The following is a 24,512-nucleotide window of genomic DNA, read 5'->3' on the forward strand; positions in this document are numbered from 1 at the left end:
GCTGGTTGCGGCCTTGGCTGTACGAATGGCGGTGGGGCGCTGCCCACGACACGGCGCGGGCTGGGCTCGCGGGGCACCAGGAACGGATCTCCAGGGCTACGCTGTGCCGCACCTAGCAAGGGGAGAGTCGGTGCGACATCGACTGTGGGGCGTCGCATTGCTGCTGCTCGGCGCGGTGCTACTAGGCACGGCCGGTCTGAGCATCGGCTCCTGGTATGGCGGTCGCGGCACCGTACCGCTCAGCTCCGACCGGGCTCAGGAGGTGGCAGCGGAGCTGCTGCCCGGGGCCGAGCCAACCGGTAGCACCATGCTCCACCGTGCCTTTCGGTACGGCGTCTTCTTAGCCACAGATGATTTCGGTTCCGCTCACGCCAACTTCCACTACGGCGACGGCTACGGCGTCCGCGCCGACTGCGCGCTCTCAGACCAGCTACGGCGCAACGCCGAATCGCGGGGGTGGCAGGACCTCCATCGCGTTCCGGGCGACCCGTGCGACGGCTGGCGAGCCGAGGCGGACGGTCTGATGGTCACGCTCACCCATCGGGCGACCGGGTCGACGCTGAACGTCATGCCGGCCGCGCCGGACAGGTTCCTCACCTCCACGCTCACTGGCACCCTCCTCGGCGCCGCCGCCGGCACGGCGCTTTTCTGGCTGGTGGCGCGGCGACGTCCGCCCGTACCCCGGCTAGTGCGCACGCTGGTGACGGTCGCCCTACTCCCGGGGGCCGCACTCACCTGGGCGGACCTGTTCACGTACCGGTTCGCCGAGCCGGTGTGGCCCATCTGGCGGTCACTCGGTCCCCTGCTGGTGCCGCTGTGGCTTGTGCTTCTGCTGGCCGGTTTGATCGTTCTCGCAAGGCGGCAGAAACCGAACGGCCTCGCCACCGAGACCACGGCCGCCGTGAACGGAACTAGCCCAAGTGGCAGCAGGGGTACCTAGCAGGCTGTGCACCGTCGAACTGGCGCGGGATGGGATCTTGCATCCTCACGGACTGTGCGGCGGCATCTCTGAGGGCCGGGGTTCGGGGTGGAGCCCCGGTGCCTTCAAAGGTCTTGTCGTCCGTCAGCGTCGCCGGTCGGCCCGGCCGATGCCGGCCGGAGGTCGCCAGCAGGCCGGGGCCGGGCCGGCGCGGCCCGCGTCGCGGGCAGCTTGACGCGAGCAGGGCGAAGCTGGCGAGGCGATCGGGCACACCGCGGGCACACGAGCCCCGAGAGGCGGATGAGTGATCGGTGATCAAAGCTGTGACCTGGTGCCCCCGGCAGGATTCGAACCTGCGACACACGGTTTAGGAAACCGTTGCTCTATCCCCTGAGCTACGAGGGCGCGAGGGCCCAGTCTAGCGACCTGGGGGTTCACCTGGGGTGGCAGGGAGTCGCCCACGTTCACCCACGTTCCCCGAACCGGCGTTGTCCCAGCCCAGGAGCACACCCGGAGCACACGGGCCCCGGTTTGCGACCGGCGGTCGGCCGCGGTGACCCGCGTTGACATCGGTTGACCCGGGTTGGCATGCGCTGCAGAGCACACACCGCGCACATCATCGAAGATCATGTGGGGCTACCCGCAATCGGGCGGCTGGCTGCCTCGAAGGGCCACTGTCGTGGGGTTCAACCAGCACGGCGCTGTGCGGAGAAGGCACCAGTGGCCGCGGCCTCAGCACAGTTCGTGGTTCAGCATGCCGCGAGTCTCATGGCCAACGCTGATCGCCCGCACTTACTCTGGAGGCACCCGTATCCCGATCCGCAGAACACGTACGACATGTCGTACGGCGGCTCAGCCCGACATGTCGACGATCGAAGGCCGCAGCAGACTGCTACTGCAAATCCAATTCGGCTCACCGACCGGTATGCGATCAACGCGCCTGACCCGGTTACCGGCAACAGCGTGCCGGGAGGGAACTATCGGTCAGTCAGACCGTCGCCGATAGTGCAGCCCTGGTGCACGGTCGAGATCAAGAACGAAGCCACTCGGCGCCGACACGTTGTTGTTCCCCGCAGCCAGAGGGATATCCAGTGTGAGCTTGTAGCCGTCCGCAGCGTACGTGGACCCGCTGCAGATGAGCCGGTCGGGGGTTCCCCGACGCCACAAGCACAGCGAGCCCGCGCTGCGAGTCAGGCGTACCGCGCCGGGCACGCTGCGTGTTCGCGTCGATCGTGAGGTGGGTCAGCCATCCGGTGAGGTACTCGGCGACGGTGGGCATGTCGGCCAGCGCACCGTCACCGCGCAGCCGTTCGCGGATGCGGTCGACCTCGGGCAAGGGACGTTTGGCGCGTACGGCGGCTTGCAGCAGTTCGGCGATCTCGGTACGGCGACGCCGGTCACCATTGGCGAGGGCGAGCAGGTCACGGGCGTGGTCGAGTTCGTGGGACTGTCCGGATCTTCGTGTGTGAGGCGGTGATCGCGTTCTCAGTTTCCGGTGATGCGCTCGCCGTAGAACATGGCGAGGGAGTTCAGGGCCTGCTTCCAGCCGCCGGTCTTGCCGGTGACGTTAGCCCGGTTCGGCCGCGGGCTGCGAATGACCAGGTAGAGCACCTTGAGCGCGGCCTGTTCGTTGGGGAGTGCCCGCGACGGCGGGTGGCCTGGCGAACCGGGCGTTGAGTGACTCGATCGCGTTCGTGGTGTAGACAACCCGGCGGATCTGCGGCGGGAACGCTAGGAACGGAGTGAACTGCTCCCACGCCGAGCGCCACAACCGGATGATCGCCGGGTATTTCGTGCCCCATACGTGGTCGAACTCGGCGAACCGCTGCTCGGCGGCCTCGACCGTCGGGGCGGTGTAGACCTGCCGTAGCGCTTTGGTGATCTGGCTCCAGTGCGCCTTGGACGCATAGCGCAGCCTCGCGCGGACCAGGTGGACCACGCACAGCTGCACCGTCGCCAGGGGCCAGATCTCGCCGATCGCGTCCGGCAGGCCCTTGAGCCCGTCGCACGCCACTATGCACACGTCCTCAACCCCGCGGATACACAGCTCGGCGAGGGTGGCCATCCACGCCTTGGCGCCCTCGCCGCCGGTGCCCACCCATGGGCCCAGCACGTCGCGTTCGCCGGCGAGATTGATACCGACCGCGACATACACAGGCCGGTTGGCGACCTGGCCCTCGCGGATCTTCACCACGATCGCGTCGATCAGCACCACCGGGGTAGATCCGGTCGAGTGGACGCGACTGCCAGGCGTTCAGTTCGTCGACGACCTTGTCGGTGACCCGGGAGCTCAGGTCGCGGGAGACGTCGACGTCGTAGATGTCGCCCAGGTGCGCCTGGATCTCCCCGATCGTCAGGCCCGTGGCATACAACGAGATGACGGCCTCGTCGAAACCCTCGACCCGGCGGGCGTGCTTGGGCACGATCTGCGGCTCGAACACCCCGGCCCGATCCCGCGGCACCTGCAACTGCACCGGACCGACCTCGGTCTGCACCGTCTTCGGCGAACTGCCGTTGCGGTGGTTGCCCCGGCCCCACCCGGCCGGACCGCCCTTCTCATAGCCGAGGTGCTCGGTCATCTCCGCCTCAAGGGCGGCCTGCAGCACCGTGCGGATGACCTGGCTGAGCAGGCCACCAGGCCCGACCAGCGACACACCCTGCGCCCGGGCCTGATCGATCAGCTCTTGGGCAATCCGCACGTCCAACCCCGCCGAAGCCTGACCCTCGCCAGCACCCGCGCCCTCGGCAGCGGTGTCCTTGTTCGTCAACGGTGATCCTTCCCGGCCGAAGCAACCGCTCCAGCCTGCCGGATCACCGCCTCACACACGATCTTTCTGACAGACCCGACCTCGCGGAATGCGGTGGGGGTGTGCAACGTGGACGCAGCCGCCTGTCGATCATGTGTTTGTGAGGACTACAAGATCGAAGGCGGCTGCTGCTGCCAGGGTAGCGGCTGGGTGTGCGGTGCGGGCGCGGGCCGGGCTGTTGCAGCGGCTGCGGTCGTGCTTCGCTCGGACGCAGACGTGGCAGCATGCGGGAAGATACATGTCCGCGCTGGTCAGTCAGGTGCCCAAGCGCAACGGATGGACCATCGCCGAGCAGATCGGGGACGCCACGCCGGACCGTACTCAGCGGCTGCTGAACCGGGCGGTCTGGGACACGACGGCCGCGATGAGCCAGGTCCGGCGGTTCGCCGCTGCGGGTCTGGACGAGGCGGCGAGCCGTCGGCGGCGGCGTGGCCTGGTGGTCGGTGCGTTGGACGAGACGGGCCAGCCGAAGCAGGGCATCGCGACGTGTGGGGTGAAGCGGCAGTACATGGGGTGCGCGGGTCGAGTCGCGAACGGGATCAACACTGTGCACCTGTCCTACGTTCGGGAAAAGACGGGGCACGCGTTGATCGGTGCGCGTCAGTGGATCCCGGCCGAGCACATCACCGACCCGGTGACCTCGGCCGCTATGGGACTGCCGCCAGAGGTGGAGTTCCGCACCAAGGGCCAGTTGGCCATCGATATCTGTGCTGATGCATTCGCCGACGGTCTGGTGTTCGACTTCGCCTGCGGCGACGAGGTGTACGGCAACTGCACACAGTTGCGGGAGTTCTTCGAGCAGCACGGGCAGGCGTACGTCCTGCGGGTCGCCTCCACCTTCATGATCGGCCTGCCCTCCGAGGCGAAGCTGACCTGCGCGCAGGCAGTCAAGCTGCTGGTCAGGGACAAGCGCCGGTGGGAGGTCCGCTCGGCCGGTAGCGGGTCGAAGGGACAGCGCTGGTACGCCTGGGCGTGGATCGTCACCGCGTCGCCCCGCCATCATCTGCTGGTCCGCCGTCACCTGCGCACCGGTGAGCTGGCCTTCCACTACTGCCATGTGCCCGAGGGGCAGATCCTGACCAAGACGAGGCTGATCCGCGCTGCCGGGCTGCGCTGGCCGGTCGAGGAGGATTTCGAGTTCAGCAAGGACCACTTCGGCCTGGACCAGTGCCAGGCAAGGCTCTACACCGCGATCCAGCGGCACACGGTGCTGGCCGCCCTCGCGGTCTGCGCGGTTACCGCCGCCTGCCTCGCCGACCGCACCGACACCCAAGCGCCGCCGCCGAGCACACCTGACCCAGCCACCGCCACCCGAACCCGGAATGATCCCGCTGACCGTCCCCGAGGTCAAACGACTACTCGCCAACGCCCTCCGCCATCCGAAACCGCCCGGCCACGACACGCACTGGCTCACCTGGCGACGCCGTCACCAGGCCCGCGCACGCTGGTTCCACCAACGCACACGCCTGAACCGGGACTACGCCCTGGTCAGCTAGCAATTGGCGGCTGCCGTACTAACTAAGGGACGTCTCGTAACCCCGGTGTCTGTCTGGTAGGGACGATCATCGAGGATGCCTGTGTGCAGGTGATCTCCGCAGCCCGGACCGAGTGGATCTTTCCGTTCACCGGGCTGCAGCCCGCCCAGTTCCGGCGGCTGGTCCGCCTGGTCGCCGAGCGGGGCGGGGATGCCATCGCGGACGGCCGGCCGGGCCGGCAGTGGACACTCGACCTGCCCGACCGGGTGCTGCTGGTTGCCGCGTACTGGCGTACCAACCTGACGATGCGACAGATCGGCCCGCTGTTCGGGGTGTCGCATTCTGCGGCGCACCGGGTCATCGACACCCTCGGCCCGCTCCTCGCACTGGCGCCGGCGCGGCGGCGGCCGGCCGAGCAGATCGCCATCGTCGACGGCACCCTGATCCCGACCCGGGACCACCGACTGGCCGCGCCGAGCAAGAACTACCGCTACTCGACGAACCTGCAGGTTGCCATCGACGCCAGCACCCGCCTGGCCATCGCCCTCGGCGACCCGCAGCCAGGCAATCGCAACGACACGATCGTCTACCGCACCTCGGGCATTGATCAGATGCTGGACGGGCGACCGGTCATGGCCGACGGCGGCTACCAGGGCAACCGCGAGGTGATCATGCCGTACCGCAAGCCACGCGACGGCAGCCCGCTACCGGGCTGGAAGCAAGACCTCAACGCCCAGCACCGCACCGTCCGAGCGCAGGTCGAACACGCCCTGGCCAGGATGAAGTGCTTCAAGATCCCGCGCGACTACCGCCGCGCCGCCCGCACATTGGCCGACACCGCTTCCGGTATCGCCCACCTGCACAACATCATCCTGGCAGGGTGACCGCCCGCCCCCTACCGGGCAACGCCTTCACCGAGTTACGAGACGTCCTTTAGCCTCGAAGCAAGTTGATTGAATTGTTGGGGCTCACTGCATTGCGATCTTTACGATCCGCGTCCCGCCACGGACCGACTGTCCAGTCAATAGGCCTCTGCCACCATCGACCCCGGACAGCTCACCGAACCGGCCAGGAACCCGCAGGTCTACCACCTTGCTGTCCAGCGAGTAGAGCCAAAGCCCGTCCCGCCCCTCAAAACGGCCGCTTACCGCCAACCGCTGGCCCCCGATCGTTGCCACGCCCCGGATCACCTCAAATGGCAGCGTCCGCTTGACCAAGCCGCCGCGGTCGTTTGACAGCCAGAGCGCTTGCCCTTGAACAGCGTAGACGCCTTCGCCTTCGTTCCCGAGAACGCCGAGAAAGAGTGGCCGGGACTCCTCAAAGCGGCATCCACCTTGGGTCTCCGCTGCAACACTTCCTCCTGCCCCGCTTACAACCTCTTCCCACTTTCCGGTCGAGCCGCGAAGAATCGAGAGGCATCGCGCACCCGCCGGCTTGGCCAACAAGGCACCGGTCCCGTTGTCGGCCACAGCAACGCGTTCGACTGCATCAAACTCGCCCCAGCGCTCAACGGTCGTGCGGGCCGGATTCAAGACATCAACTTCCTGCCGCGCCCCATGGCAGTAGGCAGCAGCAAACATATCGTTACCTGCGCGGCTAGCGATGCTCTCCACGGAGTAGAAATCTGGACACGGCATCTCCCAGTCCCAGTAGGGCACCCGCACGAGGTCACCGCCACCGCCATGCACGGCGAATAGCGCCTGCGGCGAATCCGATCCGCCACGCTCGCTCATTAGGAGGAAGACCTCACCATCCGCCAGGCCAACCGGCGATCCCACCAGTTGACCACGTGAGTCCGGGATCACAGGTCCTATCGGCACACCAGCTAACCGCACTTCGGCTGCCCGGAACGCAAGATATATGGCGGCAGCCGCCACCACGACCAACAGCGGCAGCCCCCATACAAAAAGACGGCGTCTACTCATGGCCTCGCCCCGAGGTGTAGGCAGGTAAGCTGGATACATTCATTATCCTGCGCCAATGCCGTGTGGATGAAAAAGGCGGCTATTCCTCGATCCGAGACACCACGTCCGGGAGGTGTTGACCCCCGTGCCGCCATTCCGATCTTGATTCCTGCATCGTTGTTGGCTAGATCGATACGGGAATCGACACTACCCAGCCGTGGGGCCCCTGTTGCCGGACCGTCCAATTCATGCGCAAGCCCCATCAGGCGCGCATCGTCCGGATCGACCCCGTTCACGACTGCCAACGCCATCCATAAGCTATGGTGTTCGGCATTCCATTTGGGATCGAAAGCCTTCGCACCGCTCTTCGGTGACGGCCCGGCGAGCTGTTCCGCCCACTCAAACGCCTCATGCATAGCCTTGCAATCAAGCATCCCCATCTTCCGGCACATCGCGATCTCGTGAACGCCGGGCCGATCTCCACCGTATTGGCAGTAGAGTTTCAAGGGCAAACAAAAGTTGGGGTCTGCACCATACTGCATGAGCATCCCGTCCAACTGCCCCTTGGCCTTCGCTTCGTCGTCGTTGAGTTCACACATCTCGCGCTTACGACCCGCACACGTTCCAAACGGGTAGACCCGTTCCGGCTTGCGGAGATCCTTTGAACCAGAGCATCGCGGCCAGCAAGACTTGCCGGCCTCCTTGCTCATACGGGCTTTGTTCTTCCTATTACCCTTCTCGTCACCCCAACGGTAATCCGGGCAGCTTGCAACGGTCAGGCAATCGGTGTCAATGAGACCGGTAGGATCGCTGAAGGTCACAGGGCTGTTGTGAGAGTAGGCGTAACCGTTCCATTGCTGGGGGGCTGCCAGATCTTGCAAAGGATCCACCGAGACGAATCGGCCAACTGCCGTATCGTAGGCGCGGGCACCTACGATACTTAGGCCAGTGGGACTCATCGGCTTGTTCAAGAAGCCGTGATTGTCCGGAGAATTGACTGTCGCGCCACGGGCCCCACCGTACGGGGTGTATTGCCTCCAGGTGGGGTTCTGTGCGGTGTTGTCGAGGTAGAGCGACGGTGTCCCCTGGTGATCGGTGATGGTGAAGGTGTAGGCGGTGCCGGTGCCGGAGCGGATGCAGGTTCCGCCGCCGGGGAGTTGGTAGTAGCGGTTTCCGCTGATCGTACCGGTGGTGGTGTTGAGGGTGTGTTGTTGTCCGGGTAGGTAGAGGATGCTCTTCCCCGGTTCCTTCTGGATGAGCAGGTTGCCGTCGGCGTCGTAGATGAATGTGTTGTCGCCGCTGGTGCCGCCAGTGACTCCGGTGAGCTTGCCGGCGTCGTCCCATGTGAGGGCCTGGTTGCCCTGTGCGGCGTTGCGGCCGGTGGTGTTGCCGGCAGCGTCGTAGGTGTAGGAGGCGGACCCGGTCGCGCCGCCGCTTGTTGCGGTGGAGGTCAAGGTGTGGGGCTTGTTCTGGCCGTTGCCGTTGTAGGTGTAGGTGGTGGTGGTGTCGGTACCGCCGGTCAGGTTGTGCTCGACCTGTTCGGTGCGGTTGCCGATGGCGTCAACGGTCCAGTTGGTCCAGTAGGCGCTGCCGCCGCCGATGGTGTTGCCGACCATGGTCTTGTTGGTGGCGGTGGGGGTGGTGGCGCAGTTGTCGGTGGCGGTCCAGGCTTCGGTGAGGCGGGCGAGGCCGTCGTAGCCGTAGCACTGGGTTTCGCGCTTGTAATCGCAGGAGGCTCAACGGGCAGGCATTTGTCTCCTTTCCGGCGAACAGAACCGAGGAGCGGAGACGAAAGGAAGGTCAGAACCTCCTGAATTTCTTCCGGGTCAGGATCTAGCTTCTCTCTCAGCAGATACCTCATGGCCGTAACATCAAGCATGCCTCCGGACCGGGCGATCTCTCGGTCATCATTAGCTTCACGCCATAGGGTTGCAATTACCTCATTCATAAGATCCTGTCGGCGCGCAGCTCCCTCCCAAATCTTCTCTGGCGCGGCAACATCCACGTCGAACACGCCAGCAATTGCGGCAGGCGACAGGGGCGAGAGCTCATTGAGTTCAATGTACCGGGCATGCTAGCGATCAGCACCCGGCGCAGCCCGGTTGGCAGAAGGTGGCCCGCCGTCTCGAGTTTCTTCCGCCAGCGTTGTCGTTGATATGTTCGCAGTTGGAAGGTGCAGATTCGGTTGCCGGAATTGCCGAGGCTTTCAGGCGGGGGTGATCGAAAGCACGTAGGCGTCCTTTTGTGGCTGTTGTTCCGGGGGTAGCTCGATTTGCAGGCCGGTGTCGCTGTGCTGCCATGGCACGGTGTGGGCGCCGCCTAGCACACTGATCCTGCTGGTCTCGGGAGCGTTGAAGTCACGGATGATTACCTTGCCGGCGGGTTGGTCGGCGAGCACGATTGCGTAGGTTGTTCGGCCGTTGCGGGTGAATCGGACCTCGTCGCCGCTGGTGGTGTTCGCCGCGTTGCGGGTCCAGGGACGGGTGCCGTACACGGCCTGCGCGTTGCGGCCGAGCCAGGTGCCGAGTGCACGCAGCGGAGCCTGCTGAATGTGGGGGATACGGCCTTCGCCGTCTGGGCCGACGTTGAGCAGCAGGTTGCCGCCGTTTGCTACCACGTCGGCGAGCAGGTGGATCAGTTCTTTGCCAGTCAAGGTGTCCGCGCTGGTTTCCTGTGCGTTGTAGCCGAACGATTTTCCCAGGCCGCGGGTGAGCTCCCAAGCGCCGGAGGGCACGGTGGCGGGTGCGGCGTACTCGTGCGTGGCCACGTCGTAGTGGAAGGTCGGTGGTCGTTCGGGCATGGAGCGGCCGCGCTTGGCCATGGCCTTGAGCGCCTGGCCGACGAATCTCAGGTAGAGCGAACGGGCCAAGCGGTTGCGAGGCATCTTGAGCTGGGTCCAGCGATCGTTGACCACTCCGTCGGCCACGGAGTTGTAGTAATGGGCCATGAGCTGGTGGGGGTCGTAGTCCGCCGGCCAGCCCATGTCGTTCCAGACCACTGACGGCTGATACGTGTCAATCAGCTCTCGCCACTGGGCTGCGGCATAATGGGCGTAGTCCGGGCCGAGGGCTTGGTGTCGCATGAGATCAGTCATGGTCTTGATTGGCTTGGTGAGAAATGTCCAGTCGATGCCGCCGCCGTAGTAAAGCCCCATCCGCATGCCGTGCTCGCGGACGGTTTTCGTGAGGTCGCCGACCAGGTCCCGCCGCGGCCGGTAGTCACGGGGCATGTGCGGATGCTCGACCCGCGTGGGCCAAAGTGGGTACCCGTCTAGGTGGCGGGTGACCATGACTATGTACCGGGCACCTGCCTCCGAGAACAACCTCGCCCAGTCCGCGAAGTCGACCCGATCGGCGTGGGTTTCGAACTCTGTACGGAAGTCGAAGTAGGAGAAGTTTCGTCCATAGGTGGCCACGTGATGTACGTTTGTCGGCGACCCTGGCACCCGAAGACCGTTGAGGTACCACTCGGCGTAGGGGATCCGGTCGGCGGTGCCCTTTCCCGCCATCAGGTCACGCATGAAGGCGCTGTAGTCAGAGTCCGTGCGCTCGGCGAAGGCCGGTACTGAGTAGAGTCCCCAGTGGACGAAAATCCCGAGCTTGGCGTCGCGGTACCAGTCCGGAATTGGTCGTGCATCCAACGAATCCTTGTCCGGTTGGTAGGTCACGGAACTCTCCTTGGTGTAGGTGCGTGCGCCGCTGGGTGGTGTTGCGGCAAGTCATTGCCGCGTGCGCTGCGACTGCGCTGCTTGACACCAGCTGGCTGGACTCCGATGTGGGCGGAGAACCGGGTGACCCGCTGGAAGCGCCGTGTGGCGACGCCGAATGCGACGGCGCCGGCGACGAACAGCGCATCGGTGGTGTAGCTGGCGATCCAGTCCCACGCGCCGGGATTCTCAACGCCATGCCCTCGCTGACGGTCAGGCCCGGTCAACCCGATGGCCCGGCCGGCGACGCGCAGCAGCGTGTCCACGACTCCGGCCATGGCGCGCACTGCGAGCACGGCGAACCCGATCCAGCCCAACACCACCACCAGCCACCTGGGAAGTCGCCGACCCCACGACATCGCGAAGGCCAGCGGCAGCACTGTTCCCACAGTAGCCATGACAATGACTACGACCTGGAACAGCGCAACGGCAACTCGTGCCGGGCCGTTCCGATCGGACGGTGCCGGGATACCGAGACCGGTCAAGTACCAAACGACGTGCCAGGCCACGAAGACCACGACCCAAGCGAACGCGAGGTAGGCGCTGCGCCGGCTGGCCACGGCGATATCCATCACGGACAGCTTTGACGAGTTCATTGGCCCACCTTTTGCTCTCCTCCGCTGCAGCGGTCCGCGGCGCTACGCACGGGCCGGCCCCTTACGCCGTCACAGGCGCAAGGCGGCCCTGGTCGTCGGACGGCTTGGACGCCTCGCCGTTGGTGACGACGAGGCCGCTGCTGGCCACTGTGTTCGCAGCAATCCGAGCGTGTCCACGTTGCCTCATCCGCTCGGGATCGGATCCGGTTATCGGCGCGCGATCGTCGTCAGCATCTTGCGATCACGTCGGATAACTGACAACGACGCGCCTCCAAATTTCTCGCCATCGTCGAGGAGCCTGACTCCATCACTCCGGGCTGCGTGTGCCGCCGCGTGACACCGTGAGCACTAGCAGCGCGGCTGGCAGGGCGATCGTGAATCCGAGCGCCGTGATCAGCAGCACGCCCGTCGATGGCGCGAGGTGGTCGAGTATCGTCACGTGCACCACGCAGTGCGGAACCGCCCACGTCAGGTACATGGCGAGCGCGACAACCGCCAACATCCGTTTGATGTGGACGGTTGCGGCGCCGAGCACCACCGCGCTGGCGAGAGTCATGGCGCCGTAGTCGCGCATCAGGTGCACGTTGTAGGCCATTCCCATGCCGACGACCTCGAGCGAGAAGAAGCGCGCCGGAAAGAACAACGCCCAGGCGCCGACGACGACTTGGCTCGCGGCGAGAAACCCGATACCGGCACGCAGCCACCGGTTCATCGGCCGCTCCGTTCGCACGCGATCCCGGCAAGGAACTCATCGAACGTGATCCGTCCGACCGCCCGCTCCCGGGTGAGGTGGTTGCCCGCGCGGTAGTCCCGCATCGCCTTTCCCGGCATGGGAATCGACCACACCGGGCGGCGGCGTCCGATCGCCCGGAGGTAGGCGCGGGCCAGTTCGGCCGCGTCACGCACCTGCGGCCCGCCGAGATCGGGCACCCGTGCCGCGGCGGGCGCCGCGGCGATCGCGCCGAGCCGATCGGCGACCTCGATGACGTCAATCGGTTGGAAGCTCACCTTCGATGGCATCATCGTCACAGGCAGCCCGCGCTGGGCATTGCAGATCGCGGTGATCAGGTCGTGGAACTGGGTCGTGCGCTGGATCGTCCACGGCAGCCCGGACTCCTCAATCAGTCGCTCGCAGGCCAGCTTCGCGCGATAGTAGCCGAGTGCGACGTCCTCGATACCGACGATCGACACGTACACCAGATGCGGTCTCCCGACAGCCCTCGCCGCGGTGATCAGGTTACGCGTCGCGGCCACGTCGCCGCGCCCGTTGGTAGTGGCCAAGTGGATGATCACCTCGGCGCCCGTGACCGCCTCGGCAATTCCGCGTCCGGTGCGCAGATCACCGACCGCCAACGCCCACACGGCGGGCTTGCGTTCCTCGCGGGTCAGTACGCGCACCTCGTGGCCGGCGTCGGCCAGCTGCGGCACGAGGGTGCGTCCGAGTCGTCCGGTACCGCCGGTAACCAGAACCGTTGTCGTCATTCTCTGCTCCGTCATGGCTTGCGGCTTTGCCCTCAGCGTGGACTACCGCCTGGCTCCCGAACACCCGTGGCCCGCCGCACCCGATGATTGCGAAACCGCGGCGCTCTCCGGCCAGCAGCACCCGCCGATGTACGGACGACGTCAGCCCCTGCCACGAATCATGGGCATGGTGATTCGGATAAATGATCGAGCACGCTGTGAGCCTATTCGGATGGGCCTGTCATCCGGCCAGGGCGACCTCGGCCTCCCGGGACCCGGCGGCGGCGGACTGGGCAGCTCGGCGACGCCGGTGGTAGTGAACGGTCAAGATACCGAGCAGCGGTCCCCAGGCGACCAGCGGCAGGTAGGTGATCCAGAACGCGACGCTCTGCCAGCCCTCTGTGATCGGCGTGTTCGGGCTGCCGTTGAGCATCCGGCCAGAGGCCATCATGGCCAGCGCGTACGGGAAGATCAGCAGGGCGGTCGCACCGAGGCTGGCGGGGATGACGGCGGCGAGGGTCGGTACCCGGCGGCCGCGCAGGCCCGGGATCCACCTCGGCCACACCTCGCCCCACTCGCACACCAGCCCGAGGGCGAGGAATGCCAGCACCTCGCTGACCAGGCTGAGCATGATGACGTACCAGACCCCTTGGAACAGGATCGGACCGTGGCCGGGCGGCGGGGCGTCCATGCGCTTCACGAGCGGAGCCTCGATGACGAAGGCCGTGATCCGCCAGATGGTGGAGGGCAGCGTGGTCAGGGCGGCGGCGTATGCGGCCAGCATGGCCCAGCGGGGAACGCCCACTGCCGTCCGGCCGTGCAGCTTCATCAGGATGGTGCGAGCGGTCATCGGGAAATCTCCTTGTCCAAACGTAGATCGTTGCGGATGGCCGGGTGCATCCCGCGAGCTGGTGGGCAATGCCTAGCGTTCCTGTTTCAAGATCGCAGTTACGCCGGGCCCCACGCATCCCCTCGAGAGGGGAACGGATCACTCGCGCGGGGGAAGAGGGACCTGGACCACACGCACGGCGGACGAGGTGACAGCGGCCAGTTCAGATTCCCCACGGACGGTCAGTCGCGGTGTCACGTTCCGTGACACGGTTTGCGCCTTAAGCAAGGCCGCGGACTCGGCAGGGGAGAGGGATCGCTCTGGCAAGGGAGGCTGTGCGCCTCGGTCGATGCGATGGTCAGGGCATGACTAGTGGTCTCCAGATGTGGACGGCGTTGCCCTCTTGGTCAGGATGGTGTGAGACACCGCGTGTGAGTGCGGGGTGCTGACCGAGGGCGGGATCGGAGATCCTGGTGTACGTGTCGACATCTTCTGCGGACCAGCCCGTGCCGGGTGGGTCTGATCCGGCGCCGCGGCCGTCGCGGCGGGCGTTCAGTCCGGAGTTCAAGCTGCGGATCCTTGCCGAATATGAGAATGCCCCGCATGGGGAGAAATCGGCGGTGTTGCGGCGGGAGGGGTTGTATTCGTCGCATCTGATCGAGTGGGCGAGAGCCCGCGACGCCGGGGCTCTGACTGGCAGCCGCAGCGACGGGGATTCATCCTCGGGATCGCCCGCTGCCGGCTCGGAAGACGGCTGAGCAGATCGAGTTGGAGAAGCTGCGCCGACAGAACGAGAAACTGCAGGCTGATCTGAAGAAGACCCGGATGGCGTTGGACATCATGGGAAAAGCGCACGCGCTCTTGGAAGAACTCTCCGAGAGCGCGGACAACGATCCGCCGCCGAGCAGATCCTGACCACGGCGTTGACCGACCTGCGTTCGGCGGGGATAGGGGTGCAACGCGGCTGCGAGTTGACGGGGACCTCCCGCGCGACCCACTACCGCCGCCGCAGCGGGTTGGGGCCGGTGCACGGGCCGTGGCTGCCGCGGACCCCGCCGCCGTCGGCGCTGTCGGACACCGAACGGGTCCGCATCCTCGAGGTGCTCAACAGTGCGGCGTATGCCGATTTGGCGATTCCGCAGGTCTGGGCTCGGGAACTCGACGAGGGCCGGTACTGGTGCTCCCTGTCGACGATGTATCGCATCGCCCGCACGGCCGGGCAGGTCCGCGAACGACGCCGGCAAGCCACCCACCCGCCACGGGTGCGTCCCGAGCTGGTCGCGACCGGCCCGTCGCAGGTGTGGTCGTGGGACATCACCGCGTTGAAAGGACCGGTCAAAGGCATCTGGTATCGCTGCTACGTGGTCATCGACATCTACTCCCGTTACGGGACCGGGTGGCTCGTCGCGGCCGGCGAAGACGCTGTCGTGGCCCGCGATTTCCTCGCCGACGCGGTCTGGCGCAACGGGATCGAGCCGCACACTCTGCACGCCGACCGCGGCGGTGTCATGGTGTCCAGACCGGTGTCCGAGATGCTGGTGAGCCTCGGCGTGCTCCGCTCGCATTCACGACCGCGGACGTCGAACGACAATCCGCACTCCGAAGCGCAGTTCAAGACGATGAAATACGTGCCCGACTTCCCCGACCGGTTCGGCTCCCTCGCCGACGCCCGCGCCTTCTGCGACAGCTTCTTCACCGCCTATAGCCATGAACACCGCCATTCCGGGATCGGCTGGCACACCCCGGCGTCAGTCCACTTCGGCACCGCCGAGCAGATCCGCGCGCAGCGACAGACCACCCTCGACCAGGCCTACACCGCTCACCCGGACCGGTTCACCCGCCGCCCGCGAGCACCCCAGGCACCCGACAGCGCCTGGATCAACAACCCCGCCCGGCAAGAACAACCCCCCGCTCGCTAACGACAACCTGTCTCAGGTTGACTTGACAACTACCGAGACGGCGTGCCACCGCGGCGCGCAGGGTTGACGATGACATTCGGCTGCAGTGTCAGCCTGTCGCGATCTGACACCGTGCCGCCCGCGGGGCGCTGTTAGACGCTGTGAGACCGGCTGGGCCCTCATTGTCAGACTCCTCGGCCGGTGTCGTGTCCCTCACGGCCTTGTCCCGTGCCCTTCGCCTCCTGTCGTGTCAACGCGCAGGTCAACGCGGCTTTGTCAGAACGGTGACGCGCGCCGGCGTCGGTCGTCAGTCAGCGGGTGGCCGGTGGCGGCTGGTGCTGTCGAGCCGAGGACTCATGCCTGCTGGCCTGCGTTGTCAGGGGCCGGTGAGACCGAGGTGGCGCAATGGCGGTCAGGCGCGCGCCGGCCGTACACCTCCGGCCCGTCATCGACATTCGTCTCTGACATGGGAGTTCGTGACATGACCGCGTCCGCCAAGGACTGGCCCGACTCGCCGCTGGACGCCGTGGACACCGCGTTCGCCGACCTGACCTGCGACCCCGACCCGTTGTCACTGGACCTCGACCCGCTGGCCGATCAGCTCGGCGACGACAGCGGTCTGCCCGGCGGTGTCATCGCCCTGCCGGCGTTGCGGCAGTGGTTGCTGGAGCACCCCCGCGCCTACACGGTCCGTGACGTCGTGTGGCGAGAGCTGGTCCGCCGCGCCCGTCTCGACGGTCCCGCCTGGGTCATCGCCGCGGTCGCCCTGGCGATGCCGGCGCTGCGCCGCTACGCCGGACGGCTGCACACCGGCTGGGCCGGCCTCAGTCGCTCAAGGGCTGCCCGCAACCGGGCCAGGTGTCGCTCGTCGTCGAGCCGGCCGGCGACCTCCTCGGCGTGGTCGGGCGTGGCCGAAGCGGGAGCCAGCCGTTCCAGCGCCCGTCGATGCCGCACCGCGGTCCGCCAGCGATGCTGGATCGTCCGGCGTGCGATCCCGTACAACCACGGCAGCGCATTGCCGTCGACCAGCTCGACCTCACCCCGCCGACGCCACGCCTCCAGGAACACGATGGAGACCAGATCATCGGCAGCGTCGATCGAGCCAGTCCGGCGGGCACAGAATGCCCGGACGGCCCCGCCGTGCCGGTCAAAGAGCACACCGAAGCACTCGGCCTCCCCGTGGCGCGCTCTCTGCCACAGCTCGCCGTCGTCGGCCCGGATCATGTCCGCCGTCTCGCTCACACTCTCCTATGACCGTTGCGCCCGTCAGGTTCCACTTTCGGTAGCACTACATCTGAACTAGCCCAGTGCAGCATGCTCGCCACAGCCGGCTCAGGTTCATGACACCGACAACGAGCGTGGCGCAAGGAGCCAAGCATGCTTGGCCTAGCGTAGTAGACTGGTGGCATGGGCCGGTTCTCCGAGGATGAGCTGCACGCGGTTGTCTCCCGGTACGAGGCGACGCGCGCGCAGGCGTTGACCGAACGCGACGAGCAGCTGCGGGCGTTTCATGCCGCCGGTTGGCGGCCGGTGGATCTGCAGCGGGTCACCGGGTACAGCCGGGAGACGATCCGTCAGGCGCTCCGACCGGAGGTCCGGCGGGCGACCAATCTCAGCCGACGCAGGACGTCACCCCAGCCGCCGGCGGACTACCGGCCCTACGGCGACCGGAAGCCCTACGTGGTGGCCGAGACTCTCGCCGATCTGCATGGCCCGACCGCGGGCACGGTGACGCTTCCGCGTCATCTCGACTGGTCCGGGCACGCCGAGTACGACCTGAACCGGCCCGCACGCCTGGCCAGCATGTACAAGGTAGTGCTCACCGAAGCCAGCACGGTCGAAGATCTCAACACCTGGCTCGACGCCGGCCTCCTCCGGCGGCTCTGGCCCACCCTCTGGCTGCCACCCCAGCTCCGCCAGCGCTGGGAGGCAGCCTTCCCCGAACTCGCCGCGACCCGCAGCGATGCGGCGTAGCGGTGGACCCCTTCCACGAACGCCTCGCCCGCACCGGGCTCGCGGCGGCCGAACGATACGGCTTCGCGCTGGCCGGCGGCTACGCGGTCCAGGCCGCCGGACTTCTCGAGCGGCCCAGCGAGGACGTCGACCTGTTCACCGCCTGGGACCGCCGCAGCGAGTTCACCGCCGCGGTCAACGCCGTCGTGCACGCCTACCGAGACGACGGCCTCACCGTCGAGACCGAGCGGCACTACGACACGTTCGCCCGGCTGGCCGTCACCGACGGAGTGCGGGTTGCCAAGGTCGAACTCGGCGTGGACTGGCGCGCCAACGAACCGATCCTCATGGCGATCGGACCGGTACTGCACCCCGACGACGCGGTCGCGAACAAGATGAGCGCCCTCTACGGACGAGCGTTCGCCCGGGACTTCATCGACATCGACGCCACCCTCCGATCCGGCCGCTACACCCGCGACGCCCTCCTCACCCTCGCCCAACGCGCCGACCGCGGTTTCGACCCGCGCATCTTCGCCGACGCCCTCGGACAAGCCGCCCAGCTCGACCCCGACGACTTCGCCCAGTACGGCGTCACCGGCCAAGCGCTCGACAATCTCCGAAGCCGATTCACCCAATGGCGCCGCCAACTACTCAGCGAGAAGGAACCCCCGCGACCTGACGGCTCCGCCAGCTAATCTCCCAGCGCCCGGTAAAGAGGAATCCCAGCAGGAAGCCGCCGCCGATCACCGGCCGCGACGGTGCTCCGATGGTGCTCGGCGAAACGGTTCTCTGCGCCGCGCCACACGCATCGCGGACACCGATGACAGTCTCCGTTCTCTACGCTGCTCCTATGGCAGCGTGTCCCGAGCTGACCAGGCCGGCCCCTCACACGGGGTGCGGTCACGGTCTCTCCGGGGCAACCCCCGGGACGCGATACTCACCTCGGCACCACACCACAGGTGCGTCGGCACGCTCCGCGAGCCTGTGCACCCGCACGACCGGGCATCGTCGGGACACGCTGCCACCACCGGCCCGATCGTGACCACCCTTCACGCCCTGGCCACCGCGCTCGCCGACGCGTTCCTTGCCGGCGACGGCTGGCGCCGCGCCGATCTCGTCAACCAGGGTGGGCTCGTCCTCGGGGTCCGGCGGCGATGGCTGTGGCCGGTCGCCGACGCGGTGCTGGTCGCCTACCCGCGCCCACCCACCGACCGGCCACGCGAGCTGGCCACGTTCCTGAGCACCTTCGACCCGCTCCGTGCGGCAGTCGCCACCGCCCGCCAGCACCAGCGGCCGATCGTTATCCGCGCGCGGCCCGTGACGCCGACCCGCACCGTCCGCCGTCCTTGGCGCACCCCGGTCATCGACACCGTCGGCGATCTGGCCGCGATGCTCGACCTGAGCATCGAGCACCTCGACTGGTACGCCGACCGACGTGCCATGAACCGACGCGCCTTCGCCCACCGGCTGCACCACTACCACTACCGCTGGGCCGACCGGGGCCGGCTGATCGAGGCACCGAAATCACGGCTCCGCGCCCTGCAACGCCGGCTCCTCGCCGAGGTCCTCGGCCCCATCCCGGTCCACCCCGCCGCCCACGGCTTCGTACCCGGCCGCTCCGCACACACCTTCGCCGCCACTCACGCCGCGCAGCCGGTCGTCGTCCGGATCGACCTTCTCGCCTTCTTCACCCACATCACCGCCACCCGCGTCCACGGCCTGTTCCGCACCGCCGGCTACCCCGAAGCTGTCGCCCACGCCCTCACCGGACTCTGCACCACCCGCACAACGTCCCCCGTCCTCCGCCAAGCACCCGCCGACCTACCGCACCGGACAACCCGGCTGGCAGCGCTGCGCACCGGCCACCTGCCCCAAGGCGCGCCCACCTCACCCGCACTGGCCAACCTGTGCGCCTACCGACTCGACCGACGCCTCACCGGCCTCGCCGACGCCTTCGAGATCACCTACACCCGGTACGCCGACGACCTCGCCTTCTCCGGCGACCTCACCACCCGCCGCATCGATGACCTGATCGCCGCCGTCACCGACATCGCCCGCGACGAGGGCTTCCAAGTCCACCCCGCCAAGACACGCGTCCGTAGCCGAGCCGACCGGCAACTCCTCGCCGGACTCGTCGTCAACCAACACCCCGCCACACCCCGCGACGAATACGACCAGCTCCGCGCCATCCTCCACAACGCCGCCCGCACCGGTCTCGCCGCGCAGAACCGGACCGGCCACCCCGACTTCGCCCAATACCTCATCGGACGAGTTCTCTGGGTCGGTCATCACCATCCGGCACGCGCAGCCAAACTCGCCACGCTGCTGGCCCACGCTCTCGCGGCACCGTAGACTGACGCGGCGCGGCAACTTCACCGGATCCCGGCAAGGACGCGTCGAACCGAACGAGGCGCGGCCTGAGCAGGACTTACGCCCGTCTGCTGATCTTCGGCAAGCGAGGACAGCAACGCGCGTGTGCGACCTACTAACACGAAGACAAAATAGGAACCCGCAGGTAGTCAGCCTTCGGGTAGAGATAGAGCGTCGTCTTAGGAAACCGTTGCTCTATCCCCTGAGCTACGAGGGCGCGAGGGCTCAGTCTAGCGACCTGCCGGTCGGGCCGGGGTGGCAGGACTGGCCGGTGATCACGCGCCGGGGCCGGCTGTTCGGGCGGGGTGGATCACAGCGCCCGGCGAGCCCTGCTCGTTAGGGTCGGCTCGTGGAGTCCCTGGATCTGCTGCTCGCCGCGCACCGCGCGTACCTCCTCGGCTGGAACGTCGGCGCGGCCGGCGGCCCGGACCTGCTCACCTACCGCAGCGAGGTGCCGCACGCGCCCCTGAACGGGGTGCTGCGCGTGGCGGGGCGCGACCCGCGGGACGCGCTCGCCGAGGCCCGGGATCGGCTCGACGGCGCACCCCGGGTCTGGTGGGCCGGCCCGGACAGTGACGCCGGCTCGGCCGACGCCCTGGTGTCGCTCGGCGCCGTCCCGGTCGCCGACCTGCCGATCATGACCGCGCCGATCGACCGGGTGGCCGTCACGCCCACGCCGGCGGGCCTGGACATCGCCGAGGCCACCGCAATGGACGAGTTCGTGTCGGCCTACGCCCGCGTGTCCGGCATCCCCGCCGAGGGCGTGGTGACCGCCGTGGAACGGGAGAAGGGCTTCACCGGCGACGGCACCGTGATTCGGCTGGCCGGCCGCCTCGACGACGGCTCCATCGCCGCGACGGCGGTCGCCTGGCTGAGCCACGGCCTGGTCACCCTGTACTACGTCGGCACCCAGCCCGCGCACCGCCGGCAGGGCATCGCCACCGCGATGACCCGGGCCGCGCTCGACCGGGCCCGCGAGGAGGGCGTACGCGTGGCGGCCCTCACCGCGACCGCCGCCGGCGAGCCGGTCTACGACCGGATGGGTTTCCGCACGGTGGGCACGTTCCGGCTGCTGTCGTTCTGACCTGGTCCCGGTCTCGTGGCGCGAAGCCGACCAGCGTCGGCCGGACGGGTCGGCGGACGGCGGACGGCGGACGGCCGGTCGTTCCCGCCGTCGTCGTCATGATCAGCGGGGCTGGGATACGATGCGTGCGGAAGGCGCAGATGGGGACGAGTACCGTCGCACGCAGCCATGAGCGACCCGGGGATGGTGGAAGCCCGGGGGTGTGCGCGGCGGGAAGATCACCCCGGAGCCGTCGGAAGAAAGGCCGTGAGGCCGAGTAGACCCGACCACACCCGAACGAGAGGGCCGTTCCACGGCCAAGGAGGGTGGTACCGCGGGGCCACGGCCTCGTCCCTCCGGCGGAGCTTCAGCACACGCGCCGACGGAGGAGCGATGTACCGCAGCGTACCGACCCAGGTCGACCTGCCCGACCTCGATCACCAGGTCCTGCACTTCTGGCACGCCAACAGCATCTTCAAGCGCAGCCTGGAGCAGTCCGAGGGCCGGCCGGAGTGGGTCTTCTACGAGGGGCCACCGACCGCGAACGGCATGCCGGGCGCCCACCACATCGAGGCCCGGGTCTTCAAGGACGTCTTCCCCCGCTACAAGACCATGAAGGGGTTCCACGTCGCCCGGAAGGCCGGCTGGGACTGTCACGGACTGCCCGTCGAGCTGGCCGTCGAGCGGGAGCTCGGCTTCTCCGGCAAGCAGGACATCGAGAAGTTCGGCATCGCGGAGTTCAACGCGCGCTGCCGTGAGTCGGTGACCCGGCACACCGACGCGTTCGCCGAGCTCACCGAGCGCATGGGCTACTGGGTGGACCTCGACGACGCCTACCGGACGATGGACCCGGAGTACATCGAGTCCGTCTGGTGGTCGTTGAAGCAGATCTTCGACAAGGGCCTGCTGGTCGAGGACTTCCGGGTCGCCCCGTGGTGCCCGCGGGACGAGACCGGGCTCTCCGACCACGAACTGGCCCAGGGCTACGAGACGGTCGTCGACCCGTCGGTGTTCGTCCGGTTCCCGCTCACCTCGGGGCCGCTGGCCGACCGGGCCGCGCTGCTGGTCTGGACGACCACGCCCTGGACGCTGCCGTCGAACGTCGCGGTCGCCGTGCACCCCGACGTGCGGTACGTGGTGGCCAGCGACGGCAACGAGCAGCTCGTGGTGGCGGAGCCGCTGCTGGCGTACGCGCTCGGCGACGGCTGGGAGCTCACCGGCGAGTCGTTCAAGGGCAAGGAACTGGAGCGGTGGACCTACCGGCCGCCCTTCGACCTGGTCGAGGTGCCCGACGCGCACTTCGTGGTCCTCGCGTCGTACGTGACCACGGACAGCGGCACCGGCCTGGTCCACCAGGCGCCGGCGTTCGGCGCGGACGACCTCGCCACCGCCCGGACGTACGGCCTGCCGATGGTGAACCCGGTGCAGTCGAACGGGCGGTTCGAGCCGGACATCCCGCTGATCGGCGGGCGGTTCTTCAAGGAGGCCGACCGGCCGCTCATCGAGGACCTGGAGCTGCGCGGCCTGCTGTTCAAGAACGTGCCGTACGAGCACACCTACCCGCACTGCTGGCGCTGCCACACCGCGCTCATCTACTACGCCCAGCCGTCCTGGTACGTGCGGACCACCGCGATCCGCGACGCGCTGCTGCGCGAGAACGAGCGCACCACCTGGCAGCCCGCCACGGTGAAGTACGGCCGCTACGGCGACTGGCTCAACAACAACGTCGACTGGGCGCTGTCCCGGCGGCGCTACTGGGGCACCCCGCTGCCCATCTGGCGGTGCGCCAACGACCACCTGACCTGCGTCGGCTCCCTGGCCGAGCTGAGCGAGCTGACCGGTTCCGACGTGACCGGCCTCGACCCGCACCGGCCGTTCATCGACGACGTCACCTTCGCCTGCCACTGCGGGGAGACCGCGCGCCGGGTCCCCGAGGTCATCGACGCCTGGTACGACTCGGGCTCCATGCCGTTCGCGCAGTTCGGCTACCCGTACCGCAACGCCGACCTGTTCGAGAAGAGCTACCCGGCCCAGTTCATCTCCGAGGCCATCGACCAGACGCGCGGCTGGTTCTACACGCTCATGGCGGTCGGCACGCTGGTGTTCGACCGGTCGGCGTACGAGAACGTCGTCTGCCTCGGCCACATCCTGGCCGAGGACGGCCGGAAGATGTCCAAGCACCTGGGCAACATCCTGGAGCCCATCCCGCTGATGGACCAGCACGGCGCGGACGCGGTGCGCTGGTTCATGGCGGCGGTCGGCTCGCCGTGGTCGGCCCGCCGGGTCGGGCACACCGCGCTCCAGGAGGTCGTCCGCAAGATCCTGCTGACCTACTGGAACACGGTCGCCTTCCAGTCCCTGTACGGCCGCACCGCCGGCTGGACCCCGTCGGCGGCGGACCCGGCTCCGGCGGACCGCCCGGTGCTGGACCGGTGGGTGCTCTCCGAGCTGAACACGCTCGTCCAGCAGGTCGACGCGGCCATGGCCGACTTCGACACGCACCAGACCGGCCGGCTGCTCGCCCAGTTCGTCGACGACCTGTCCAACTGGTACGTCCGGCGCAGCCGGCGGCGGTTTTGGCGGGGCGACCGGGCGGCGCTCGCCACCCTGCACGAGGCGCTGTCCACCGTCACCCTGCTGCTGGCGCCGCTCACCCCGTTCGTCACCGAGCGGGTCTGGCAGGACCTGGTGGTGCCGGTCGACCCGGAGGCGCCGCAGTCGGTGCACCTCGCGCCGTACCCGGTCGTCGACGAGGCCCTGATCGACCGGTCCCTGTCCCGGCAGATGGCGCTCGCCCGCCGGCTGGTCGAGCTGGGCCGGGCGGCCCGCGCCGACTCCGGGATGAAGGTCCGCCAGCCGCTGTCCCGGGCGCTCGCCTCGGCGGGCGGCTTCGAGGAGCTGTCCCCCGAACTGCTCGCGGAGATCGCCGCCGAGCTGAACGTCGGCACGGTCGACGCCGTGGGCGGGGCCGGCGGTTCGCTGGTCGACACCACGGCCAAGGCCAACTTCCGCACCCTCGGTAAGCGGTTCGGCAAGACGGTGCAGCAGGTGGCCAAGGCCATCGCGGCCGCCGACGCCGCCACCCTGCGGGACTCGCTGCGCGACACCGGGTCGGCGACCGTCCAGGTCGGCGACGAGACGGTGACGCTCGGCCCGGACGAGGTGGTCGTGACCGAGACGCCGCGGGAGGGCTGGGCGGTGGCCAGCGACGCTGGCGCGACCCTGGCGCTCGACCTGCACCTGACGGACGAGCTGCGCCGGGCCGGCGTGGCCCGGGACGCGATCCGGCAGATCCAGGAGGCGCGCAAGAGCAGCGGCCTCGAGGTGACCGACCGGATCGAGCTGCGGTACCGCAGCGACCGGGAGGAGACCGCGCGGGCCCTCGCCGAGCACCGCGAGCTGGTGGCCGAGGAGGTGCTGGCGACGGACTGCGCCGAGGGCGATCCGTCGTGGCCCGACGCGCAGCCGTTCACCGACGAGTCGCTGAGCCTGACCTTCTGGCTCCGGAAGGTCTGACGTGCGGATGCCCCG

20 protein-coding genes, 1 tRNA gene and 2 pseudogenes are annotated in these 24,512 nt (G+C 67.9%); 12 read left to right on the plus strand and 11 right to left on the minus strand.

Annotation, left to right across the window (positions count from 1 at the left end; all coding sequences use genetic code 11):
- The first annotated feature begins 157 nt into the window (after positions 1-157).
- Complete coding sequence (locus tag O7603_RS18520; RefSeq protein WP_281571062.1) at positions 158-940, plus strand: hypothetical protein; 783 nt, start codon at positions 158-160, stop codon at positions 938-940.
- 308 nt (positions 941-1,248) lie between these two features.
- Here O7603_RS18520 and O7603_RS18525 read toward each other — a convergent pair.
- Positions 1,249-1,324: transfer RNA gene (locus O7603_RS18525), tRNA-Arg, on the minus strand.
- A gap of 715 nt (positions 1,325-2,039) precedes the next feature.
- Here O7603_RS18525 and O7603_RS18530 point away from each other — a divergent pair.
- Positions 2,040-2,396, plus strand: coding sequence for a hypothetical protein (locus O7603_RS18530; protein WP_281571063.1), 357 nt, complete (start codon positions 2,040-2,042; stop codon positions 2,394-2,396).
- Positions 2,397-2,486: 90 nt separating this feature from the next.
- Here O7603_RS18530 and O7603_RS18535 read toward each other — a convergent pair whose 3' ends face one another.
- Positions 2,487-3,134 carry an IS256 family transposase gene (locus tag O7603_RS18535; protein ID WP_281571064.1) on the minus strand — a complete coding sequence of 216 codons (648 nt, stop codon included), beginning with the start codon at positions 3,132-3,134 and terminating at the stop codon, positions 2,487-2,489.
- A gap of 61 nt (positions 3,135-3,195) precedes the next feature.
- A pseudogene (locus tag O7603_RS18540) lies at positions 3,196-3,618 on the minus strand (transposase); the annotation flags it as partial.
- Positions 3,619-3,964: 346 nt separating this feature from the next.
- Between O7603_RS18540 and O7603_RS18545 the strand changes: the two are divergent.
- A complete protein-coding gene (locus O7603_RS18545; RefSeq protein ID WP_281571065.1) occupies positions 3,965-5,248 on the plus strand; it encodes an IS701 family transposase in 1,284 nt (427 codons plus the stop codon).
- Between the two features lie 57 nt (positions 5,249-5,305).
- Positions 5,306-6,085 carry a transposase family protein gene (locus O7603_RS18550; RefSeq protein WP_281571066.1) on the plus strand — a complete coding sequence of 260 codons (780 nt, stop codon included), beginning with the start codon at positions 5,306-5,308 and terminating at the stop codon, positions 6,083-6,085.
- A gap of 84 nt (positions 6,086-6,169) precedes the next feature.
- Here the strand turns inward: O7603_RS18550 and O7603_RS18555 are convergent, their stop codons facing one another.
- From O7603_RS18555 to O7603_RS18580, 6 genes are all read right to left on the minus strand, one after another.
- Positions 6,170-7,126, minus strand: coding sequence for a hypothetical protein (locus tag O7603_RS18555; protein ID WP_281571067.1), 957 nt, complete (start codon positions 7,124-7,126; stop codon positions 6,170-6,172).
- Complete coding sequence (locus tag O7603_RS18560; RefSeq protein ID WP_281571068.1) at positions 7,123-8,721, minus strand: RHS repeat-associated core domain-containing protein; 1,599 nt, start codon at positions 8,719-8,721, stop codon at positions 7,123-7,125. The genes O7603_RS18555 and O7603_RS18560 overlap by 4 nt, the downstream gene beginning before the upstream one ends.
- A 590-nt stretch (positions 8,722-9,311) precedes the next feature.
- Positions 9,312-10,772, minus strand: coding sequence for an alpha-L-fucosidase (locus O7603_RS18565; protein ID WP_281571069.1), 1,461 nt, complete (start codon positions 10,770-10,772; stop codon positions 9,312-9,314).
- On the minus strand, positions 10,769-11,407 hold the full coding sequence (locus O7603_RS18570) for a hypothetical protein (protein WP_281571070.1): 639 nt from the start codon (positions 11,405-11,407) through the stop codon (positions 10,769-10,771). The genes O7603_RS18565 and O7603_RS18570 overlap by 4 nt, the downstream gene beginning before the upstream one ends.
- Positions 11,408-11,714: 307 nt before the next feature.
- Positions 11,715-12,119, minus strand: coding sequence for a hypothetical protein (locus O7603_RS18575; RefSeq protein ID WP_281571071.1), 405 nt, complete (start codon positions 12,117-12,119; stop codon positions 11,715-11,717).
- Positions 12,116-12,889 (minus strand): NAD(P)-binding oxidoreductase, encoded by a 774-nt coding sequence (locus O7603_RS18580; RefSeq protein ID WP_281571072.1) that lies wholly within the window; start codon positions 12,887-12,889, stop codon positions 12,116-12,118. Before O7603_RS18580 ends, O7603_RS18575 begins: the two co-directional genes overlap by 4 nt.
- 31 nt (positions 12,890-12,920) lie before the next feature.
- Between O7603_RS18580 and O7603_RS18585 the strand changes: the two are divergent.
- Positions 12,921-12,998, plus strand: a pseudogene (locus O7603_RS18585) (alpha/beta hydrolase fold domain-containing protein); the annotation flags it as partial.
- A gap of 111 nt (positions 12,999-13,109) precedes the next feature.
- Here the strand turns inward: O7603_RS18585 and O7603_RS18590 are convergent.
- Positions 13,110-13,718, minus strand: coding sequence for a hypothetical protein (locus tag O7603_RS18590; RefSeq protein ID WP_281571073.1), 609 nt, complete (start codon positions 13,716-13,718; stop codon positions 13,110-13,112).
- Positions 13,719-14,465: 747 nt separating this feature from the next.
- Here O7603_RS18590 and O7603_RS18595 point away from each other — a divergent pair.
- Positions 14,466-14,612, plus strand: a complete 147-nt coding sequence (locus O7603_RS18595; protein ID WP_281571074.1) for a hypothetical protein — start codon at positions 14,466-14,468, stop codon at positions 14,610-14,612.
- An 8-nt stretch (positions 14,613-14,620) separates the two neighbouring features.
- The gene (locus tag O7603_RS18600; RefSeq protein ID WP_281571075.1) at positions 14,621-15,616 is read left to right on the plus strand and encodes a DDE-type integrase/transposase/recombinase; all 996 of its coding nucleotides are present in this window, start codon (positions 14,621-14,623) and stop codon (positions 15,614-15,616) included.
- A gap of 768 nt (positions 15,617-16,384) precedes the next feature.
- On the opposite strand, the gene O7603_RS18605 is transcribed toward O7603_RS18600, so the two are convergent.
- Positions 16,385-16,837: an RNA polymerase sigma factor gene (locus O7603_RS18605; RefSeq protein WP_281571076.1), complete on the minus strand. Its 453-nt coding sequence runs from the start codon at positions 16,835-16,837 to the stop codon at positions 16,385-16,387.
- Positions 16,838-17,002: 165 nt separating this feature from the next.
- Here O7603_RS18605 and O7603_RS18610 point away from each other — a divergent pair, with 165 nt between their 5' ends.
- The 5 genes from O7603_RS18610 (at position 17,003) to ileS (ending at position 24,497) form a co-directional block, all read left to right on the plus strand.
- Positions 17,003-17,569 (plus strand): hypothetical protein, encoded by a 567-nt coding sequence (locus tag O7603_RS18610; RefSeq protein WP_281571077.1) that lies wholly within the window; start codon positions 17,003-17,005, stop codon positions 17,567-17,569.
- A 2-nt stretch (positions 17,570-17,571) separates the two neighbouring features.
- Positions 17,572-18,243: a nucleotidyl transferase AbiEii/AbiGii toxin family protein gene (locus O7603_RS18615; RefSeq protein WP_281571078.1), complete on the plus strand. Its 672-nt coding sequence runs from the start codon at positions 17,572-17,574 to the stop codon at positions 18,241-18,243.
- 343 nt (positions 18,244-18,586) lie between these two features.
- A complete protein-coding gene (locus O7603_RS18620; RefSeq protein ID WP_281571079.1) occupies positions 18,587-19,900 on the plus strand; it encodes a reverse transcriptase family protein in 1,314 nt (437 codons plus the stop codon).
- Positions 19,901-20,267: 367 nt separating this feature from the next.
- Positions 20,268-21,002 (plus strand): GNAT family N-acetyltransferase, encoded by a 735-nt coding sequence (locus O7603_RS18625; RefSeq protein WP_281571080.1) that lies wholly within the window; start codon positions 20,268-20,270, stop codon positions 21,000-21,002.
- Between the two features lie 372 nt (positions 21,003-21,374).
- Entirely contained in the window at positions 21,375-24,497 is a 3,123-nt protein-coding gene (gene ileS / locus O7603_RS18630) for an isoleucine--tRNA ligase (protein ID WP_281571081.1), read from the plus strand.
- The last annotated feature ends 15 nt before the right edge of the window (positions 24,498-24,512 follow it).

The sequence above is a fragment of the Micromonospora sp. WMMD812 genome, from assembly GCF_027497215.1.
Classification (GTDB): Bacteria; Actinomycetota; Actinomycetes; order Mycobacteriales; family Micromonosporaceae; genus Micromonospora.

Coding starts and splice junctions, on each gene's coding strand:
- O7603_RS18545 (WP_281571065.1), top strand. CDS start 3,965: ATGTCCGCGCTGGTCAGTCAGGTGCCCAAGCGCAACGGATGGACCATC.
- O7603_RS18555 (WP_281571067.1), bottom strand. CDS start 7,126: ATGAGTAGACGCCGTCTTTTTGTATGGGGGCTGCCGCTGTTGGTCGTG.
- O7603_RS18560 (WP_281571068.1), bottom strand. CDS start 8,721: ATGGTCGGCAACACCATCGGCGGCGGCAGCGCCTACTGGACCAACTGG.
- O7603_RS18570 (WP_281571070.1), bottom strand. CDS start 11,407: ATGAACTCGTCAAAGCTGTCCGTGATGGATATCGCCGTGGCCAGCCGG.
- O7603_RS18575 (WP_281571071.1), bottom strand. CDS start 12,119: ATGAACCGGTGGCTGCGTGCCGGTATCGGGTTTCTCGCCGCGAGCCAA.
- O7603_RS18580 (WP_281571072.1), bottom strand. CDS start 12,889: ATGACGACAACGGTTCTGGTTACCGGCGGTACCGGACGACTCGGACGC.
- O7603_RS18590 (WP_281571073.1), bottom strand. CDS start 13,718: ATGACCGCTCGCACCATCCTGATGAAGCTGCACGGCCGGACGGCAGTG.
- O7603_RS18610 (WP_281571077.1), top strand. CDS start 17,003: ATGGGCCGGTTCTCCGAGGATGAGCTGCACGCGGTTGTCTCCCGGTAC.
- ileS (WP_281571081.1), top strand. CDS start 21,375: ATGTACCGCAGCGTACCGACCCAGGTCGACCTGCCCGACCTCGATCAC.